General features: G+C 63.8%; 18 protein-coding genes and 1 pseudogene. 18 read left to right on the top strand and 1 reads right to left on the bottom strand.

Annotated elements, in window-relative coordinates; genetic code table 11:
* Nucleotides 1-83 precede the first annotated feature (83 nt).
* From V8Z74_RS23620 to V8Z74_RS23585, 8 genes are all read left to right on the top strand, one after another.
* A complete protein-coding gene (locus V8Z74_RS23620) occupies nt 84-836 on the top strand; it encodes a DUF2285 domain-containing protein (RefSeq protein WP_349711680.1) in 753 nt (250 codons plus the stop codon).
* An 83-nt stretch (nt 837-919) separates the two neighbouring features.
* Nucleotides 920-1,210, top strand: coding sequence for a helix-turn-helix transcriptional regulator (locus V8Z74_RS23615; protein WP_349711678.1), 291 nt, complete (start codon nt 920-922; stop codon nt 1,208-1,210).
* Nucleotides 1,211-1,236: 26 nt separating this feature from the next.
* On the top strand, nt 1,237-2,070 hold the full coding sequence (locus tag V8Z74_RS23610; protein ID WP_349711676.1) for a replication initiator protein A: 834 nt from the start codon (nt 1,237-1,239) through the stop codon (nt 2,068-2,070).
* 301 nt (nt 2,071-2,371) lie between these two features.
* Nucleotides 2,372-3,010, top strand: a complete 639-nt coding sequence (gene parA / locus V8Z74_RS23605) for a ParA family partition ATPase (RefSeq protein ID WP_166311128.1) — start codon at nt 2,372-2,374, stop codon at nt 3,008-3,010.
* Nucleotides 3,007-3,276 (top strand): chromosome partitioning protein ParB, encoded by a 270-nt coding sequence (locus V8Z74_RS23600; protein ID WP_349711674.1) that lies wholly within the window; start codon nt 3,007-3,009, stop codon nt 3,274-3,276. The genes parA and V8Z74_RS23600 overlap by 4 nt, the downstream gene beginning before the upstream one ends.
* A complete protein-coding gene (locus V8Z74_RS23595) occupies nt 3,273-3,797 on the top strand; it encodes a DUF2840 domain-containing protein (RefSeq protein WP_349711672.1) in 525 nt (174 codons plus the stop codon). The genes V8Z74_RS23600 and V8Z74_RS23595 overlap by 4 nt, the downstream gene beginning before the upstream one ends.
* Nucleotides 3,794-4,321 (top strand): S26 family signal peptidase, encoded by a 528-nt coding sequence (locus V8Z74_RS23590; protein ID WP_349711670.1) that lies wholly within the window; start codon nt 3,794-3,796, stop codon nt 4,319-4,321. The genes V8Z74_RS23595 and V8Z74_RS23590 overlap by 4 nt, the downstream gene beginning before the upstream one ends.
* Nucleotides 4,322-4,781: 460 nt before the next feature.
* Nucleotides 4,782-6,749 (top strand): DUF3363 domain-containing protein, encoded by a 1,968-nt coding sequence (locus V8Z74_RS23585; RefSeq protein WP_349711668.1) that lies wholly within the window; start codon nt 4,782-4,784, stop codon nt 6,747-6,749.
* A 110-nt stretch (nt 6,750-6,859) separates the two neighbouring features.
* On the opposite strand, the gene V8Z74_RS23580 is transcribed toward V8Z74_RS23585, so the two are convergent.
* On the bottom strand, nt 6,860-7,675 hold the full coding sequence (locus V8Z74_RS23580; protein ID WP_349711666.1) for an IclR family transcriptional regulator domain-containing protein: 816 nt from the start codon (nt 7,673-7,675) through the stop codon (nt 6,860-6,862).
* 135 nt (nt 7,676-7,810) lie between these two features.
* Between V8Z74_RS23580 and V8Z74_RS23575 the strand changes: the two genes are divergently transcribed.
* From V8Z74_RS23575 to pntA, 10 genes and pseudogenes are all read left to right on the top strand, one after another.
* Entirely contained in the window at nt 7,811-8,803 is a 993-nt protein-coding gene (locus tag V8Z74_RS23575; protein ID WP_349711664.1) for a Bug family tripartite tricarboxylate transporter substrate binding protein, read from the top strand.
* A gap of 15 nt (nt 8,804-8,818) precedes the next feature.
* Nucleotides 8,819-10,579 (top strand): FAD-dependent monooxygenase, encoded by a 1,761-nt coding sequence (locus V8Z74_RS23570; RefSeq protein ID WP_349711662.1) that lies wholly within the window; start codon nt 8,819-8,821, stop codon nt 10,577-10,579.
* Nucleotides 10,576-11,535 carry a 3-carboxyethylcatechol 2,3-dioxygenase gene (locus V8Z74_RS23565; protein ID WP_349711660.1) on the top strand — a complete coding sequence of 320 codons (960 nt, stop codon included), beginning with the start codon at nt 10,576-10,578 and terminating at the stop codon, nt 11,533-11,535. The genes V8Z74_RS23570 and V8Z74_RS23565 overlap by 4 nt, the downstream gene beginning before the upstream one ends.
* A 13-nt stretch (nt 11,536-11,548) precedes the next feature.
* Nucleotides 11,549-12,334: a 2-keto-4-pentenoate hydratase gene (gene mhpD / locus V8Z74_RS23560; protein WP_349711658.1), complete on the top strand. Its 786-nt coding sequence runs from the start codon at nt 11,549-11,551 to the stop codon at nt 12,332-12,334.
* Between the two features lie 11 nt (nt 12,335-12,345).
* Nucleotides 12,346-13,290, top strand: coding sequence for an acetaldehyde dehydrogenase (acetylating) (locus V8Z74_RS23555; protein WP_349711656.1), 945 nt, complete (start codon nt 12,346-12,348; stop codon nt 13,288-13,290).
* Nucleotides 13,291-13,301: 11 nt separating this feature from the next.
* The gene (gene dmpG / locus V8Z74_RS23550; protein ID WP_349711654.1) at nt 13,302-14,366 is read left to right on the top strand and encodes a 4-hydroxy-2-oxovalerate aldolase; all 1,065 of its coding nucleotides are present in this window, start codon (nt 13,302-13,304) and stop codon (nt 14,364-14,366) included.
* A gap of 14 nt (nt 14,367-14,380) precedes the next feature.
* Complete coding sequence (locus tag V8Z74_RS23545; protein WP_349711652.1) at nt 14,381-15,241, top strand: alpha/beta fold hydrolase; 861 nt, start codon at nt 14,381-14,383, stop codon at nt 15,239-15,241.
* A gap of 112 nt (nt 15,242-15,353) precedes the next feature.
* Nucleotides 15,354-16,463 carry an alcohol dehydrogenase catalytic domain-containing protein gene (locus V8Z74_RS23540; protein WP_349711650.1) on the top strand — a complete coding sequence of 370 codons (1,110 nt, stop codon included), beginning with the start codon at nt 15,354-15,356 and terminating at the stop codon, nt 16,461-16,463.
* Between the two features lie 20 nt (nt 16,464-16,483).
* Nucleotides 16,484-17,026 carry a cupin domain-containing protein gene (locus V8Z74_RS23535; protein WP_349711648.1) on the top strand — a complete coding sequence of 181 codons (543 nt, stop codon included), beginning with the start codon at nt 16,484-16,486 and terminating at the stop codon, nt 17,024-17,026.
* 286 nt (nt 17,027-17,312) lie between these two features.
* Nucleotides 17,313-17,618: pseudogene (gene pntA, locus V8Z74_RS23530) on the top strand (Re/Si-specific NAD(P)(+) transhydrogenase subunit alpha); the annotation flags it as partial.

The raw sequence follows: 17,618 nt of genomic DNA, 5'->3' as shown, positions 1-17,618 counted from the left end.
AGATTTTTAACGATTGGATGCCAATGCGGTAATCCGTGCCCGGTGATGCCGGTGGCGCTGCTCCTGCGATAGGAGCTTGTGTCATGGTCGATCCCCAGCATCACGCGCACTGGTATCCCACCGCCGCCTATCTGTACGTCCTGTGCCTGGACACGCTCGCGCTGGCCTGGGAGTACCTGCGCAGGCATCCTGACTACCGGCTCGACTGGCTGCGCCGTCATCGCCGCCCCGATGCTGCCCATCGCTGGGGACTGCGCCTGCTGGAAGACCCGGCCTTGGATGCGCGTGACGCGCAGCCGGCCTGGCTGCCAGGCTCCGATGCCGTAGTGCAGCTTCACCCCGACGCTGACCCGCCCGCCGATGCAACGCCGTTCTCGCTCTGGCACATCCCCGGCCACAAGCAACTGCTGCACGACGGCAAGGGGCTGGCGCTGAACGCGCACAGCCCGGGCCGCTGCCTGCGCTTCGCGCTGGCACCCGGCTTGGAGGATGGCATGGCTGTCGCCTATGCCCAGCGCGGCCGTGGTGCCCCGAACGTGCCCGATACGCCCGCGCCCATGGCCCGCCCCAGGCCGCCGCCTGTGGCGCTGCTGGAGCTGCACACCTTGCAGGCGCTCGACGCCACCCTGGCGGGTGCGTCCTTGCGCCAGGTGGCCGAGGGCTTGTTTGGCTCCGATGCCGTCACTGCCGACTGGCACGCCGACGGCGAGCTGCGCGCCCGCGTGCGCCGCCTGGTGCGCCGGGGCACGGCACTGATGCGCGGCGGCTATCGCCGCCTAGCACAGATTGATTCGCCTGGGAAGGGACGTTTTGCAGGGGACGCAAAACGTCCCTGAGCAAGAGGGCTTCGTTTTCTGAGACTGCCTCCATCCGGTTGCGCTGTGTGGCCGGAGCTTCGAAAGCTATGGAGGTTCTCACCATGCGTCCTGCACCTTTGCGGCCTGCCGCCGCTCCTGCAACCAACGCCATGTCCGCTGCGCAGCCGCAGCGCTATCTCACCAACGACGAAGCCGCCGACTATCTGCGCCTATCGCCCCGCACGCTGGAGAAACAGCGTGTGCTGGGTGGTGGCCCCAAGTTCCGCAAGTTTGGCCGGCGTGTGATGTACGCCGTCACCGACCTCGACGCCTGGGCGGAAGACCGCAGCTATGCCACCACGTCCGACCCCGAGTACGCCGAGCACCATGCGGCGGACAGCCGTGCGCGCTGACCGGCGGTGCGCGGGTGGCCTTCGCCATGTCCCAACCCTCGCAGGAGCGCGAACAGCTCGACCTGTTCCGCGCCTTGCCGGGCGACATGGCGCCGCGCGACAGCCAGGACTTGATGGCCTTTCCGTTCTTCTCGCTGGCGAAGTCGCGGCGCACGGCGCCGATCGACTTTCAGGCGGCAGGAATCACTATCCGCGTGGAGGGCACGCAGGAGCATGGCATTGCCACGATCTGGGATGCCGACATCCTGATCTGGGCCGCCAGCCAGATCGTGGAGGCGCGCGACGCAGGCCTGCGCCCGTCGCGGCTGATGCAGGCCACACCCTACGAGATCCTGCGCTTCATCGGGCGCGGTACGGGCTTGCGGGACTACCAGCGCCTCAAGGCGGCGCTGGATCGCCTCCAGTCCACGACGGTGGCCACGTCCATCCGCGAGACGACCGGGCGGCGGCTGCATCGGTTCTCGTGGATCAACGAGTGGAAGGAACTGGCCGATGCCAGCGGCATGCCGCTGGGCATCGAGCTGATCCTGCCGGACTGGTTCTTCGGTGGCGTGCTGGATGCGGCATTAGTGTTGACCATCGACCCGGCGTATTTCCGGCTCACCGGGGGCATCGAGCGCTGGCTGTACCGGCTGGTGAGAAAACACGGCGGGCGGCAGGAGGCGGGCTGGTGGTTCGACTTCCGGGCGCTGCACCGCAAGTCGGGCAGCACCGCCAAGCCCGCCGACTTCGCCTGCGATCTGCGCACACTGGTGGCGCGGCAGTCGCTGCCAGGCTATCGGCTTGGTATCCAGCGCATGGCGGGCAGCGGGGCCGAGTTGCTCACCTTCCGGCCCGTGCCGCCCACGGCACGGGGATAACCGCGGCAAAGCCTGTGGACGGGCTCGTGCTATCAGGCGTGCCGAGTCTCGTGCTATCGGGCGTGGAACCCTCGTGCTATCAGGCGTGCCAATGGTCCGCCAGGCCAATGCTGGCGCGGGTTTCGGCGGCCTATAACGTATTAACTTTAAATACCATAACTAGTAAGAGCGCCGCGCCACGGTGGATAACCGCGCAGCGGCGCGTGCAGGCCCGCGTTTGGAGTCATCGGCGTGCCGTTCTGGCACGTCGGCCGACACCCGATCTTCCTGCACCCGGTCTTCCAACGCGGAGGGCCAGGCCATGATCGTCGCGCTGCTCAATCAAAAAGGCGGCGTGGGCAAGACCACGCTCGCCACCCACATCGCCGGCGAGCTGGCGATGCGCGGGCAGTCGGTCATCCTGCTGGATGCCGACCCGCAGGGCTCCGCGCTGGACTGGACGCAGCGCCGCAGCCAGCAAGGCTTGCCCAGGCTGTTCAGTGCCGTGGGCCTTGCACGCGAAACCCTGCATCAGGAAGCCCCAGAACTCGCCAGGCGGGCCGATCACGTCGTCATCGACGGGCCACCCAGGATTGCGGCCTTGGCGCGCTCCGCGCTGCTGGCGGCCGACCGGGTGCTGATCCCGGTGCAGCCCAGCCCCTACGACCTCTGGGCCAGCGCCGAGATGGTGGCGCTGATCCGTGAAGCCCAGGTGTTCCGACCGCAGCTGCGCGCGGCCTTTGTCATCAACCGGCGCGTCAGCACCACCGTGATCGGGCGCGAAGCGCGCGGCGCGCTGGCCGAGCAGCCGCTTCCTGCGCTGCGCTCGGAAGTACGCCAGCGCATCGTGTTCGCCGACAGCGTGGCCGCTGGCCGTCTCGCGCGCGAGACGGCACCGGACAGCGCCGCCGCGCGCGAAATCACCGCCCTGGTTGATGAACTGTTGCGGTGGCCGTCATGACAGCGAAGCCAGTACGCAGCAAGCGCGTCGGCATTGGCGCCCGCCCGCCTGCGAATCCGCACGCCGAGGCGTGGATTCGCCAGGGCGACGCCGATGTGCTCAACAAGGGGGATGTCTACACCGCCCGCCTGACCCTCGACATCTCCCCAGCCATGCGCTCACGCATCAAGGTGTCGGCCTTCACGCAGGGCGTGACCGTGGCCGACCTGCTGCGCGCGCTGCTGGAGCGGGAGTTTCCTGAACAACGCGGGGAGAACACGCCATGAACGCATCCGCTTTGCCTGCTGCAGCAGCAGCCACGACTGCGCCTGCCGCATGGCCCGCATCCACGCCGCCGACGCGCGTGGCGTTGGCCTACGTGGATCAGCGCATCGACATTTACCTGCGCTTCGGCGAGCCGCTGCGCATCGTTCGGCACGACCGCTGGCGGCGCGTTGCCATGTTCCTGCCGGGCGCCGTGTTCTGCCGTATCCGCTGGCAGGCCAACGACTACGGCACGGTTCGCTGGCAGCTCATGGTGATGCAGGCTTGCACGCCCTTGGATGGCGCGCAGCGCATCCCCGGGGTGCAGCCCGGTGCGCGCCTGCTGCTGCACGCCGAAGGTGACCGAGCCGTGAGCGCCGTGCTGGAGCGCATCGACGCCATCGAGGCGCTGGGCATCGCGCCGTCCGCTGCTTCGTTTGCGTACTGGCGCACGCTCGCCAACCGGCTCGCGGCGCGCCTGCCGCTGCCCGAATACAGCGCCGAGCGGCATGCCGCCTGGCAGGCCGGGAGGGCGCTGTCATGATCACCAGTCCTCGCTCACGCCTCGTGCTGGCAGGCCTGTCCGCCTGCGGTCTCGCGGCGCTGGCCTGGGCGGCTTTCGTGCAGCCGCTGCCGCGCCTGGTCTACAACCCGTCCGACAGCATTCCGGTCGGTTGGTATCGCATCGGGCCTGCGGATGCGCTGCGCGTTGGTGCCATCGTCCTGACCACGCTGCCGCCAGACGCCGCCGCGCTCGCTGCGCAGCGCCACTACCTGCCGGCGCGCGTACCGCTGCTCAAGCGTGTGGGCGCTGTTGCGCCGCAGCATGTGTGCGTGTTCGATGCGCTGGTCTGGATCGACGGCGTGCCGGTGGCCGCGGTGCTGCCAGCCGACCGGCTGGGCCGGCTGCTGCCATCCTGGCCGCAGTGCCGCCGCCTTGAAGCCGGCGAGCTTTTTCTGCTCAGTGTCACCAACCCGGCGTCGTTCGACAGCCGGTATTTCGGGCCGGTCAGCGCAGCCGCCGTGATCGGCGTCGCGCAGCCGGTTTGGCTGGAGAAGCGCCCATGACCGCCGCCGATTTGCTGCACGCCAACGTGCATTCCGTCGTGCTATCGGGCGTGTCGTTCCTACTGCTGTCGCCGTGTCGTCGCGCGTGCAGTGCGGGTGCCAATACTTCGCATTGGGCACCGCACTTCGCGCTGTCTCCGGCGCAGCTGTCCAACGTGCAGGCATCTTGCCTTGAACGCGCCCGGCCTGCGGCCATCGGCGCGTTCCCCGGCGCGCTGGCCGCTCGCGCAGCCGCAGCGCCGGGGCAGCACTGCCGGGAGCGGATGCGAGAGGCAGGGATGCAGGGCAAGATTGAAGGGCGCGGCACCACGGTGCGCGCAAGGCCAGTCTGCACGTGGGTGTGGCGCGGCACGCGCCATAGGGCGGCTGCGTGCCGCCAACAGCCCCAACGCCTTGCGGGCATTGGGCCCGCCGTGTGCTCCATCCGCTCGGGCGCGATGGGCTTGGCGGGGGCTACATCATGAGCCAGCGCGGAAATCCCGGTGACGATGACCGTTTTCGCGTGCGGCCAGGCAAGCCGAAGCAGCGCGGCGACACCTTTATTGCCCAGGTGCTGCGCCAGACAAGCAAGGCCGCTGGCGTCTCCGGTCGAGGGTGCAAGACCACCGGCAAGGCACCCGGCTCGCGCCTGGGGCGCGGGCATACGGCAGCGCGCTTCACTGGCAAGTCCTTGACGGCGTTTTCTCGCCGGGCCACGGTCAAGGTGCGGCTGGTATACCTACAGCAGGCCAGCGGCAAATCCACGGTGCAGCACCTGCGCTACATCGAGCGCGAAGGGGTGGATCGCCAGGGTGGACAGGGCCGGGCTTACGGAGCCATTACCGACGAGGCGGATACTGCCGCCTTTGAGGAGCGCGGCCGGGGCGACCGTCACCAGTTCCGTTTCATCGTCTCGCCCGAGGATGCGGAGCCGCTTGAAGACCTGCGCACCTACACCCGCCACCTGATGGCTCGCATGGAGGCCGACCTGGGCACCCGGCTGGACTGGGTGGCGGTGGACCACTGGAACACCGACAACCCGCACACCCATGTCGTGCTGCGCGGCAAGGACGACACAGGCAAGGATCTCATCATCTCGCAGGAGTACATCACCCGCGGCATGCGCGAGCGGGCGATGGAACTGGCCACCGAATGGCTGGGGCCGCGCACGGAATTGGAGATCCAGCGCACGCTGGCCCGCGAGGTGGAGCAGGAGCGCTGGACGAGCCTGGACCGCACCCTGCAGCGCGAGGCAGTGGACGGCCTGGTCAAGATCGAGCGCTTCAACGAATCCAAGCTGCAACGCCAGCGCCTGCTGCTGGTCGGGCGCCTGCAGCGGCTTCAACGCATGGGGCTTGCCACGGAGACGCAGCCTGGCGCCTGGGCCGTGCATGCCGATGCCGAAAAAACCTTGCGGGCCATGGGCGAACGCGGCGACATCATCCGCACCATGCAGCGGGCCATGGGCGGCCGGCAGCGTGAGCTGGACGTGTTCCAGCCGGGCGAGGATGCGCAGTCCATCATCGGCCGGGTAGCGGGCAAGGGACTGGCCGACGAGCTGTACGACCGGGGCTATCTGGTGGTCGATGGCGTTGACGGCAAGGCCCACTATGTGACGCTGCCGCCCAGGACGGAATTGGAGCAGTACCCCATGGGCGCGGTTGTCGAGGTGAAAGGCTCCGCTGAGGTGCGCGCGGCAGACAAGACTATTGCCGCACTGGCGGCCAATGGCCTGTACCGCACCGACCATCACCTCGCCATTGCACAAGGCCAGGCCAGGGATGGCCGTGGCCCGCAGGAAGTGATTGCGGCCCACGTCCGCCGCCTCGAAGCCCTGCGCCGAGCGGGCATCGTGGAACGTGTGGCCGAGGGTCTATGGAAGGTGCCGGACGACCTTCCCGAACGTGGCCGCCAATACGACGCGCAGCGCCTGGGCGGCGTGGCCGTGGAGTTGAAATCCCATCTTCCCATCGAGCGGCAAACCCGCGTGATCGGCGCGACCTGGCTGGATCAGCAATTGATCAGCGGCGGCCAAGGCTTGGGCGACCTGGGCTTTGGCGGCGAGGCCAAGCAGGCGCTACAGCAGCGAGCCGACTTCCTGGTCGAACAGGGGCTGGCCGAGCGGCGTGGGCAGCGCACGGCCCTGGCGCGCAACCTGCTGGGCACGTTGCGCAACCGGGAACTGGCCCAAGTCGGCAAAGACATTGCCGCCGAAACCGGCCTGGAGCACCGGCCCGTGGCCGACGGCCAGCGTGTAGCGGGCATCTACCGCCGCAGCCTCATGCTGGCCAGCGGGCGCTACGCCATGCTGGATGACGGCAAGGGTTTCAGCTTCGTGCCGTGGAAGCCAGTGATCGAGCAGCGGCTGGGACAGCAACTTATTGCAACAGTCCGTAATAGTGGGGTGTCATGGGAAGTCGGGCGACAACTTGGCAGGTCAGTTGGATAGTGATCGCAATTCCTGGAGCATGGAACCGATACTCCGAGAAAAAGGGTTTACCCTTAAACCACATTAATATCATGGTTAATTTAAGGGTATAAAACTGTACGAATACACAGCTACCTCCAAGAGGGAGTGGAAGCGCCTCTAGAAATTTCCTCCGCCAAGCTACGCAACAGAGGCACGTACCGAACGGCAATTTCCCGGTCGGTGACGGTACTGCGCTGCAATACTAAGTTGATCGCACCGATTGCCTGTCTATTGGCAATGATGGGGAATCCAATGGCCGTCACGCTGGCTTCCGACAGCCACTCGCCTCTATTAACGGAGTAGCCTCTTTTGCGGGTTTCACGCAATATGCGTTTGACGTAGGCGTTATCGCGCGCCAGCTCACCGATAGTGTCTGTTCGCTCTCGCAGAAGCGCCAGCGCGGCTTCGCGTTCATCCAGCGTACATGCTGCCAGCCATGCCCTGCCCAGCGATGACACCAGCATGGGAATCTGAAGACCAATGGTAGCGCGGTGCTGCGACAGCAAGCTGGCCCTGTGGGTGGACTCGCGCACGATCATAAAACCGCTATCGGGCGTGGCTAAATCACTCGGCCACGACAGCGAGCGCAGGTGCTTATGCATGGCAGGCGAGGCGATCTGATCGATCCAATCAGCGCTCACATACCCCTCGGACAAGCGTCGAACTTCGAACCCCAACGCATAAGAAGCGCCATCGTCTTTCTGGAGTACCAACCCTTCCGTCTTGAGCGTCTCCAAAAGCCGTTTCACCGTCGTTCGGTGCAATCCACTGGCACGCGCCAACTCAGCAACCCCTGCAATGCCTCCAGGCATGGCATTGAGCGCACGTAGCACCGCAATTCCACGGGTCAAGCCTCTTACTTCTCGGTAAGTCTGGGAGTTGGTCAAACTTTTGGTGGAGGACATTTGGGCTTCCATCTGGTGCACTCTGTGCACAGTCTATGCGCATTGACGCAGATCAGAAACACTTCATGGGTGTTTCGACTTACCCGTAGCTATAGGCGGGTGACCACGACACCTTACAAGAACCTGGAGACAGAAATGACCTTTACCAGACGCATTTTCTGCGCCATGACGGCGCTGGGATTCGCATTCAGTCCCTGTGCTCATGCGCAGGAGTGGCCTGCTAAGCAGCCTATCCGCGTCATCGTTCCGTACCCCGCAGGCGGGAACGCCGACTCCGCCGTGCGTGCACTGGGAGAGGCCATCGGCGGGCCTCTCAAACAGACCGTGATCGTTGACAACCGCCCTGGGGCGTCCTCAATCATCGGTACCGAGGCGGTTGCCCGCGCGCCTGCGGATGGCTACACCATTGGCGTGGTGTCCGATTCGCACGCCATCAACCAAGCCATGGCCAAGTACCCCAAGGCAGCAGCCATCTTGGGTGCCAAGGTTCCCTACGACGCGCAGCGTGATTTTGTTCCGGTAGCTGGAACGATCCTGATTCCGCTCGTGCTGGTGGTCAACCCGAAGGTGCCGGCCCGCAGCGTCAAGGAATTGGTTCAACTGTCCAAAAGCAGGAATTCCGGGATGAACTTCGGAACCATGGGCACCGGCAGCCCCTGGTCCATCCATATGCACCAGATCAACGAGGCGACGGGTGCTGTGTTCGTTGATGTTCCCTACAAGGGCTTGGCGCCTGCGGCTACAGACCTTATCGGCGGCCAGACCGACACCATGCTTATGCCGGTGCACTACGCGCAGCAGTACATCAAGACCGGCAAGCTGGTACCCATCGCCACCTTGGGGGCCAAGCGCCACCCGCTGCTGCCGGAGGTTCCTACGTTGGTCGAAAGCGGCTATCCCGGTCTGGAAATCTCCAACTACATCTTCTTCGTCGCCCCGGCCGCAACGCCCCCTGCCATCGTTCAGCGTCTGGGTCAGGAACTGAACGCAGCGCTCAAAACGCCTGCCATGAAGGACAAGCTGGCTATGTCGGGTGACCCCTATCCGGCCGAACCCGCCGAACTGTCCGCGCGGCTGGCCCGCGACATCGCCACCTACGGCAAGGTCATCCAGAACACCCTCAAGTAAACCCAGGAGACACACATGTCCCAAGCATCCGAATTCCAAACCGACGTGCTCGTGATCGGTAGCGGCCCCATGGGCTCCACTACTGCGCTGGCGCTAGCCACCTATGGCGTGCGCGTGCAGGTCGTCAACCGCTTCAATTGGACGGCTAACTCGCCACGTGCGCACATCACCAACCAGCGGGCCATGGAAGTGCTGCGCGACCTGAACGTGGAGCAGGAAGCGCTCCACATCGCTACGCCGTGGGAAGACATGGGCGACACCCTGTTTACCACCAGCTTGGCGGGGCCTGAGATCGCTCGTTTGCGCACCTGGGGCACGGGTGACGAGCGCAAGGGCGACTACATCCAGGGCAGCCCTTGCCCCTTGATGGACTTGACACAGGAAAAGATGGAGCCGGTGCTCGTCACCAACGCCACGGCACGTGGCGCGGTCTACACCTTCAACACCGAGTACCTGCGCCACGAGCAGGACGCAGATGGCGTGACTGCCTGGCTGCGCGACGAAAAAACAGGCCGCGAATATACGGTGCGCGCACGCTACCTCGTTGGAGCAGATGGAGCCCGCTCCAAGATCTTGGAAGAACTGGATCTGAAGCTGGAGGGGCAACTGGCCCGCGCGGGAACAGCTTATGTGGTCTTCCACGCTGACCTCACGCGCTATGTTGCCCATCGTCCCAGCATCCTGTACTGGATCGTCACGTCCAACACCGCCTTTGGCGAAATCGGCATGGGATTGCTGCGAGCCGTTGAGCCCTGGAAGAAATGGATCGCGGGCTGGGGTTTTGACATGTCCCAGGGCGAGCCGGACTTTTCGCCGGAGGAGGTCAAGCGCAAGATTCGTTTGCTAGTCGGCGACCCCGAACTGGAAATCGACATTGCCACCGCCTCGACCTGGTACGTCAACCAGGCCCATGCACCGGTGTATTCCAAGGGGCGTGTGTTCTGCGGGGGCGATGCGGTGCATCGCCACCCGCCGTCGAGCGGCCTGGGTTCCAACACCTGCATGCAGGATGCTTTCAACTTGGCATGGAAGCTCGCGTTTGTGGTCAAAGGCTATGCCGGTCCTGGCCTCCTGGAGTCCTATAGCCTGGAGCGTGCCCCTGTGGGTGCGCAGATCGTCGCACGCGCCAATCAGTCGCGGGTGGACTATGGGCCGCTCAACCAGTGTTTCCGCGACATGACGGCCGCTGATCCCGTGGCTGCGGGATTGGAAAAACTGGCCGACCCTGGGCCGGAAGGTGTGGCGCGGCGCGACGCGCTTGCCAAGGCGCTGGACTTGAAGAACTACGAGTTCAATGCCCAGGGGGTAGAGCTCAACCAGCGGTGTGTTTCTGATGCCGTTATTCCTGACCCGGATGCCGGTGAAGAAGTCTTTGCACGAGACCGCCAACTGTACCTCCAGGCCACTACACGCCCTGGCGCCAAGCTCCCCCATACGTGGCTGGTCGGTAAAGATGGTCGTCGCATATCGACACTGGATCTGGTCGGCAAGGGGCGCTATTCGCTGGTCACTGGCATTGCGGGCCATGCCTGGACTGATGCGGCCAAGCAAATGAACCTGCCTTATCTGCGCGTGGTGGTGATCGGTCAACCGGGTGCGCAGGATCTTTACTGCAGCTGGCACGCGATTCGTGAAGTGGATGAAGCCGGTGCGCTCTTGGTACGTCCCGATGGCGTGGTGGCATGGCGCCATATGCAGGGCGTCGCTGACAGTGGAGTCGCGCAGCAAGAATTGGCACAGGCCCTCGCCCAACTGCTGGATCTGGAGCACGCATGATGCAGCGCGCCTTTCTGGGCATGTCGCACTCGCCGCTTTGGGGCCTCAACCCCGTCAGCGATGAGGAGCAAGTGGCTCTCGACACTGCATCCGCGCAGGCCCGTGCCGCAGTGCAGGCGTTTGACCCGCAACTCGTGGTCTTGCTTGGTCCCGACCACTACAACGGCTTCTTCAATGAACTGATGCCGCCTTTCTGCATTGGAAGCAAAGCCATCGCCGTGGGTGACTATTTGACGCCTGCTGGTGCACTGAATGTCGAAGAAGCTCAGGCTATGGCATTAGCAACGCATCTGATGGATGCGAATTTCGACATTGCCATCTCGCGTCATATGGAGGTGGATCATGGCTTTTCGCAAGCATTACAGGTGCTGTGGGGTGATGACCTCTCCCAGACACCTCCATTGATCCCAATTTTCCTCAACTCCGTCTCCTTGCCCGGCATTGCCCGCATGGGACGTTGCAAGGCATTGGGTGAGGCCATTGGCCGCTTTCTCGATACGCTGCCGCAGCGCACCCTGCTGATTGGCTCGGGCGGCCTGTCGCATGAGCCTCCTGTGCCTACGCTAGAGCACCCGGACCCTGCTGTGCGCCAGCGCATTACCTTTAAATCCAAGCCCACGCAGGCCGAAGTCGCCGCCAAGACCGAGCGTGTCAAGGCCGCTGGAATGGCCCTGGCCCATGGCGAAAACTGGATGAAGCCGCTTAACCCGGAATGGGATCAGCGCTGGATGCAGTTTCTGGCGGATGGCGATCTGGAGTCAATGTGCACCATGTCTGAAGCCTCCATCGCGGCTGAAGCGGGCAACTCCGCACATGAATCGAAAACCTGGCTAGTAGCTCGGGCTGCTCTACCAAGTCTCGACGTACAAGGTCGGCCTCTGGATTGCCCGGTTTTTGCCTACCGTGCCATCCCTGCATTGATTGCCGGCTATGGCGTCATGTTCATGCATACCTGATCTGGAGAACACAATGACTTCATCCTCTCAAATCCAAGCCTGGGCTGAACGCTTGCGCCAGGCTGAAGCCACGGCAACGCCGATTGCTCCGTTGCGCGAGGAAATCACCGACAACGATACGGCCTACGCTGTGCAGTTGGCCAATGTGCAGCACGCTCAAGCGCAAGGCCGCCGCATTGTGGGTCGCAAGATCGGCCTGACCTCCCTGGCCGTGCAAAAACAGCTCGGTGTCGATCAGCCCGACTTCGGCACCTTGTTCGCCGACATGGTCTATGGCGACGACGAGATCGTGCCGCTTGCGCGCACCCTGCAGCCCAAGGTCGAAGCCGAAGTGGCACTGGTGCTGTCGCGCGACCTGAACCTGCCTGATGCCACGTTGGTCGATGTTATCAACGCGACCGCCTATGTGCTGCCCGCGATCGAAATCGTGGGCAGTCGCATCGCCAACTGGAACATCCGGTTCATTGACACCGTGGCCGATAACGCATCGAGCGGACTGGTCGTGCTCGGTGCCGTGCCTGCGCGGCTCGACGGCCTCGATCTCAAGCTCTGCGACATGCAGATGACGCGCAACGGGGAAACCGTCTCCACCGGCAACGGTGCTGCCTGCCTGGGTCATCCGCTCAATGCCGCAGTCTGGCTGGTGCGAAAGCTCGCCGCGCTCGGCCAGCCGATGCGCGCTGGTGACCTTGTGCTGACCGGCGCACTTGGCCCCATGGTTGCAGTTCAGCCCGGCGACCGTTTCGAGGCCCATATCAGTGGCGTGGGCCGCGTCCACGCCAGTTTCTCCGCAACCTAAAGGATTTCAGCATGACCCGCAAGCTCAAGGCTGCCATCGTCGGCAGCGGCAATATCGGCACGGACTTGATGATCAAGATTCTGCGCCACGGTAAGTATCTCGAAATGGGCGCAATGGTCGGCATCGACCCTGCCTCCGATGGCCTGGCTCGCGCTGCGCGCATGGGCGTCGCCACGACCCATGAAGGGGTTGAGGGACTGACGCGATTGCCTGTGTTCGCTGACATCGACTTTGTGTTCGATGCCACAAGCGCCGGGGCGCACATCAAGAACGATGCCTTCTTGCGCGGCCTCAAGCCCGGCATCCGCGTGATCGACCTCACGCCCGCAGCCATCGGCCCGTATTGCTTGCCCGTGGTCAATGGCGATGCGCACCTGGACGCTCCCAATCTCAACATGGTCACCTGCGGCGGCCAGGCCACGATCCCCATGGTGGCGGCGGTGAGTCGCGTTGCCAAGGTTCACTACGGCGAAATTGTCGCCAGCATCTCCAGCAAGAGCGCTGGCCCCGGCACGCGCGCCAACATCGACGAGTTCACCGAAACCACCTCCAAGGCTATCGAGGTGGTGGGTGGCGCGGCCAAGGGCAAAGCCATCATTGTGCTCAACCCGGCCGAGCCGCCGCTGATGATGCGCGACACGGTCTATACCTTGAGCGAGATGGCTGACGAGAACGCCATTGCCGAATCGGTAGAGCGCATGGCCGCCGACGTGCAAGCCTACGTGCCGGGTTATCGCCTCAAACAGCGCGTGCAGTTCGACCGCATCGCTGCCGATAAGTCTATTCGCATCCCCGGTGTGGGTGAGCGCATGCATGGACTCAAGACCTCCATCTTCATAGAGGTCGAGGGTGCGGCCCACTACCTGCCGGCTTATGCGGGCAACCTGGACATCATGACCAGTGCCGCGTTGCGTACCGCTGAATCCATGGCCGAGCGCATGCTGGCCGCTGCCTGAAGGAGACTTTCATGAGCAATACCGCAAAGAAAATCTATATCTCCGACGTGACGCTGCGCGACGGCAGTCACGCCATCCGCCACCAGTACAGCGTGGCGCAGGCCAAGCAGATTGCCAAGGCGCTCGACGAAGCCAAGGTGGACTCCATCGAAGTCGCCCATGGCGATGGGCTGCAGGGCGGCAGCTTCAACTACGGTTTTGGCGCGCATACCGATCTGGAGTGGATCGAGGCCGTCGCCAGCGTCATTCAGCACGCCAAGATCGCAACGCTACTTCTGCCAGGAATCGGCACTGTGCATGACCTCAAGGCTGCATACGATGCGGGCGCCCGCATCGTGCGAGTGGCCACTCATTGCACCGAGGCCGATATCTCGAAACAGCACATCGAATATGCGCGCCATCTGGGCATGGAGGCCGTGGGCTTTCTGATGATGAGCCACATGACCACGCCGCAGGCCCTGGCCCAGCAGGCCAAGCTGATGGAGAGCTACGGCGCCACCTGCTGCTACGTCGTGGACTCCGGCGGAGCCCTGAGCATGAACGACGTGCGCGAGCGCTTCCGTGCCTTCAAGGAAGTTCTAAAGCCCGAGACGCAGACCGGCATGCATGCCCACCACAACCTGAGCCTTGGCGTGGCAAACAGCATCGCCGCCGTGGAAGAAGGCTGCGACCGTGTGGATGCCAGCTTGGCCGGCATGGGCGCAGGCGCAGGCAATGCGCCGCTGGAGGTTTTCATCGCCGCCGCCGAACGCATGGGCTGGAACCACGGCACGCATTTGTACAAGCTGATGGATGCGGCCGACGACATCGTACGCCCGTTGCAAGACCGCCCAGTGCGCGTGGACCGCGAAACGCTGGCGTTGGGCTATGCCGGCGTGTACAGCTCGTTCCTTCGCCACAGCGAAGTGGCCGCGGCCAAGTACGGCCTCAAGACCGTGGACATCCTGGTGGAACTGGGCAAGCGCCGTATGGTGGGCGGCCAGGAAGACATGATCGTGGACGTGGCGCTGGACCTGCTCAAGCGTCAGGAGCGCGAGAGCTTTCAGCAGCAGCCCAGCATGAGCGAAGCCGGTTGAAAAGGGAGAAAAACATGTCTGTAGATATCACGGAATCCGCCACCAGCCGCTTCATCCGCATTCAAGACGGTGAGCTGAGCCTTCAACTGCATTACAACGATGTGGGTCAAGGAGAGCAGGTCGTTGTCATGCTGCATGGCTCTGGCCCTGGCGCCAGCGGCTGGGCTAACTTCAACCGTAACGTGGCACCGCTCGTCGCAGCGGGCTACCGCGTCATCCTCATGGACTGCCCGGGCTGGAGCAAGAGCGACCCCATCGTCTGCACTGGCTCGCGCTCCGAACTGAACGCGCGCGCACTCAAAGGTTTGCTTGATGGCCTGAGCATCGCCAAGGTTCACCTCATCGGCAACTCCATGGGCGCACACAGCGCCGTAGCGTTTGCACTTGCCAACCCTGATCGTGTGGGCAAGCTGGTGCTGATGGGTGGCGGCACAGGTGGGGCCAGCTCTTTCGTGCCTATGCCTACCGAGGGCATCAAACTGATCGGCGCGCTCTACCGCGCACCGACCATCGAGAACCTGAACCGCATGATGAGCGTGTTCGTCTACGACACCAGCAGCCTCACGGAAGACCTGAACAAGGCACGGCTGGACAACATGCTCTCGCGCCGCGATCACCTGGAGAACTTCGTCAAAAGCTCCGAGGCGAACCCTAAGCAATTCCCTGATGTGGGGCACCGCCTGGGCGAGATCGGCGCCCCCACGCTGGTGATTTGGGGCCGCGACGACCGCTTCGTACCGCTGGACGTGGGCTTGCGCCTGCTGGCGGGTCTGCAGAACGCGGAACTTCACGTCTTCAGCCGCTGCGGCCACTGGGCACAGTGGGAGCACGCCGACAAGTTCAACGCCATGGTCGTGGACTTCTTCGCACGCTAGGGCGCATGCCCGAGTCCGCTACGGCGGACTCCCTTCTCTTGTCACTTTCCCCCCGACGACCGGATCTGGTCGGTTCGGTCGGCTTTCCACTGCCCAAAACAAGGAGCAAACCATGACCAAGACGATGCGCGCAGCCCGCCTGCATAAGATCGGTGAGCCATTCCAGATCGACACGGTGGACGTTCCCGACGTTCGCCCTACCGATGTCCTCGTGGAAGTCAAGGCCGCTGGAGTAGTGCCTAATCTGCACAATGTGGTGACCCACTATGCGCAGTGGTTCCCTTTCCTGCCCCTGCCGAAGCTACCCGCCATCTACGGCTTGGACTCGGCGGGTGTCGTCACCCAGGTCGGTAGCCAGGTGCGCGGTATCCAGCCGGGCGACCGGGTCTATGTGAACCCGGGCCTGTCCTGCGGCTCCTGTGAAGCCTGCCGACGCGGCGACCACATCAACTGCACTGCCTATACCTTCCAGGGGTATTTCGGCTTTGGCCCTGGTTCTCAGCAGATTTTCGAGGACTACCCCTATGCCGGCTTCGGCCAGTACATGACCGCCCCGGCTGCCAATCTGGTCAAACTGCCCGACAGCATCAGTTTCGAGCAAGGGGCGCGTTTCGGCTATTTGGGTACGGCCTATTCGGCGCTGCGCAAGGCCCAGTTCGTGCCGGGACAGACTGTGCTGATCGACGGCGGCACCGGCACGCTGGGCTTGGGTGCGGTGATCCTGGCGTTGGCGATGGGAGCTGCCAAGATCTATGCAACGGCGCGCAACAAAGTCTTGCTCGACCGGGTGCACCAAATCGACCCGCAAAGAATCGTGCCCATCGTGCTGGGCGATCGCCCAGTGGCCGAAATCGTGATGGAGGCCACGGGCGGCTATGGGGTCGATGTGCTGATCGAGGCACTTGGCCCCAATGCGCCGGTGTCGTCAGTGCTCGATGCCTTCAATGCACTGCGCCGCGGTGGCAAGGCCATCAATATCGGCGGCGTGGCCGACCCGATTCCGCTGGAGCCGTTCCCGCTCATGTGCCTGCAGAAGTCCTACATCGGCTCACTGTGGTTCACCACGGCCGAAGGGCAGGACATGGCCAATATGGCGCATGCGGGCACGCTGGATCTGAGCGTTTTCGATCATGAACGCTTCCCCCTGGAGCGTGTGAACGAAGCCCTGGCAGCAGTAGAGCAGCGCACCGGCGGCTTCACGAACGTCGTCATCATGCATTGATGCGGAACGGAGAGCACGTCATGTCATACCGACGCATCGTTACCGGCCACGACGCCAGTGGTCAATCCGTATTCCTCTCGGATGCGACTGCCGCGCGAACCACGGCATTCCAGCATGTGCCGGGCTTCGTGACTTCACTGCTGTGGGAAACCCAGCCTGATGCCACGATTCCAGCATCGTCTGGCGACGATCCCGCTGTAGCTGCCTCGTCTTGGGTGCCTGGCCCCAACGGCACCAATCTGATGTTCATCACCTTTCCGCCCGATTCCGTGATGATGAGTCCCGGTTTCGATCCCATGGCGGCGGGGGGCGAGTACATGCAGGTTCTGCCCGGCCTGGCAGAGAAGTTCGAGATGGAAAACCCTGGCATGCACACCACCGACACCATCGACTACGGAGTGCTGTTGGACGGTGAGATTCACCTTGAACTCGATAACGGTGCTGTAAAGCAATTGGGGCGCCATGACACTGTGATCCAGAACGGCACTCGCCATGCCTGGCGCAACACGAGCGACAAGCCCGCCACCATGCTGTTTGTGCTGGTAGGCGCGCGCCGCGCGTAAACCGGCAGGCAGTCCTTGTCGAAGACGAGCGCTGATAGCTCCTAAGTTTCGTAGCAGAGGCTACTCGAAAGCAGAAATCAGCGGCTCTCTTTTTGACAGCCACCGGCCCCAGCTTGAAGTCGCATCCATCAGGGCTGCGATGTGGGGTCGCAGTTTCACGGCTGGTTCTGGTGCGCCACCTTGTGCTGGCCGGAGCACCTATGAGTTGGCACTGGAGTGTGCTCGGTGCATTGGCTGCATTTGAGCTGCTTCCACATAACGACAACCAATCTCCAGGAGATCTTTCATGCAGACCAGTACCAGTGCGACGCCGCAGCACAGTGATGCCCCGCTCAGTAGTACCCAACGCATAGGTGTCCCCAAGGAAACCTTCCCGCTGGAAAAACGTGTCGCCACCGTGCCCGACGTGGTCGAGAAGCTCATCAAGCTGGGCTTTCAGGTCGCGGTCGAATCCGGCGCCGGCGAGGCTGCCAACTTCAGCGATGACGCCTACCGCGCCGCGGGCGCCGAGATCCTGCCCGATGCCGCGTCGCTGTGGGCTGCGTCCGACATCGTGCTCAAGGTGCGCCCGCCGAGCGAGGCCGAGGTGGCG

Origin of the sequence: Comamonas sp. w2-DMI, assembly GCF_040187735.1 — a bacterium.
In the GTDB taxonomy this organism is placed as follows: Bacteria; Pseudomonadota; Gammaproteobacteria; order Burkholderiales; family Burkholderiaceae_C; genus Comamonas; species Comamonas terrae.
Note: the sequence above shows the minus strand (reverse complement) of the source record. Positions and strands in the feature narration are given on the sequence as shown.

What these genes read in the sequence shown, in the direction of transcription:
- dmpG (WP_349711654.1), top strand. Translation starts at nt 13,302, where the DNA reads ATGAGCAATACCGCAAAGAAAATCTATATCTCCGACGTGACGCTGCGC.
- V8Z74_RS23555 (WP_349711656.1), top strand. Translation starts at nt 12,346, where the DNA reads ATGACCCGCAAGCTCAAGGCTGCCATCGTCGGCAGCGGCAATATCGGC.
- V8Z74_RS23565 (WP_349711660.1), top strand. Translation starts at nt 10,576, where the DNA reads ATGATGCAGCGCGCCTTTCTGGGCATGTCGCACTCGCCGCTTTGGGGC.
- V8Z74_RS23575 (WP_349711664.1), top strand. Translation starts at nt 7,811, where the DNA reads ATGACCTTTACCAGACGCATTTTCTGCGCCATGACGGCGCTGGGATTC.
- V8Z74_RS23535 (WP_349711648.1), top strand. Translation starts at nt 16,484, where the DNA reads ATGTCATACCGACGCATCGTTACCGGCCACGACGCCAGTGGTCAATCC.
- V8Z74_RS23610 (WP_349711676.1), top strand. Translation starts at nt 1,237, where the DNA reads ATGTCCCAACCCTCGCAGGAGCGCGAACAGCTCGACCTGTTCCGCGCC.
- V8Z74_RS23540 (WP_349711650.1), top strand. Translation starts at nt 15,354, where the DNA reads ATGACCAAGACGATGCGCGCAGCCCGCCTGCATAAGATCGGTGAGCCA.
- mhpD (WP_349711658.1), top strand. Translation starts at nt 11,549, where the DNA reads ATGACTTCATCCTCTCAAATCCAAGCCTGGGCTGAACGCTTGCGCCAG.
- V8Z74_RS23600 (WP_349711674.1), top strand. Translation starts at nt 3,007, where the DNA reads ATGACAGCGAAGCCAGTACGCAGCAAGCGCGTCGGCATTGGCGCCCGC.
- V8Z74_RS23620 (WP_349711680.1), top strand. Translation starts at nt 84, where the DNA reads ATGGTCGATCCCCAGCATCACGCGCACTGGTATCCCACCGCCGCCTAT.
- V8Z74_RS23590 (WP_349711670.1), top strand. Translation starts at nt 3,794, where the DNA reads ATGATCACCAGTCCTCGCTCACGCCTCGTGCTGGCAGGCCTGTCCGCC.
- V8Z74_RS23570 (WP_349711662.1), top strand. Translation starts at nt 8,819, where the DNA reads ATGTCCCAAGCATCCGAATTCCAAACCGACGTGCTCGTGATCGGTAGC.
- parA (WP_166311128.1), top strand. Translation starts at nt 2,372, where the DNA reads ATGATCGTCGCGCTGCTCAATCAAAAAGGCGGCGTGGGCAAGACCACG.
- V8Z74_RS23615 (WP_349711678.1), top strand. Translation starts at nt 920, where the DNA reads ATGCGTCCTGCACCTTTGCGGCCTGCCGCCGCTCCTGCAACCAACGCC.
- V8Z74_RS23585 (WP_349711668.1), top strand. Translation starts at nt 4,782, where the DNA reads ATGAGCCAGCGCGGAAATCCCGGTGACGATGACCGTTTTCGCGTGCGG.
- V8Z74_RS23580 (WP_349711666.1), bottom strand. Translation starts at nt 7,675, where the DNA reads ATGTCCTCCACCAAAAGTTTGACCAACTCCCAGACTTACCGAGAAGTA.
- V8Z74_RS23595 (WP_349711672.1), top strand. Translation starts at nt 3,273, where the DNA reads ATGAACGCATCCGCTTTGCCTGCTGCAGCAGCAGCCACGACTGCGCCT.
- V8Z74_RS23545 (WP_349711652.1), top strand. Translation starts at nt 14,381, where the DNA reads ATGTCTGTAGATATCACGGAATCCGCCACCAGCCGCTTCATCCGCATT.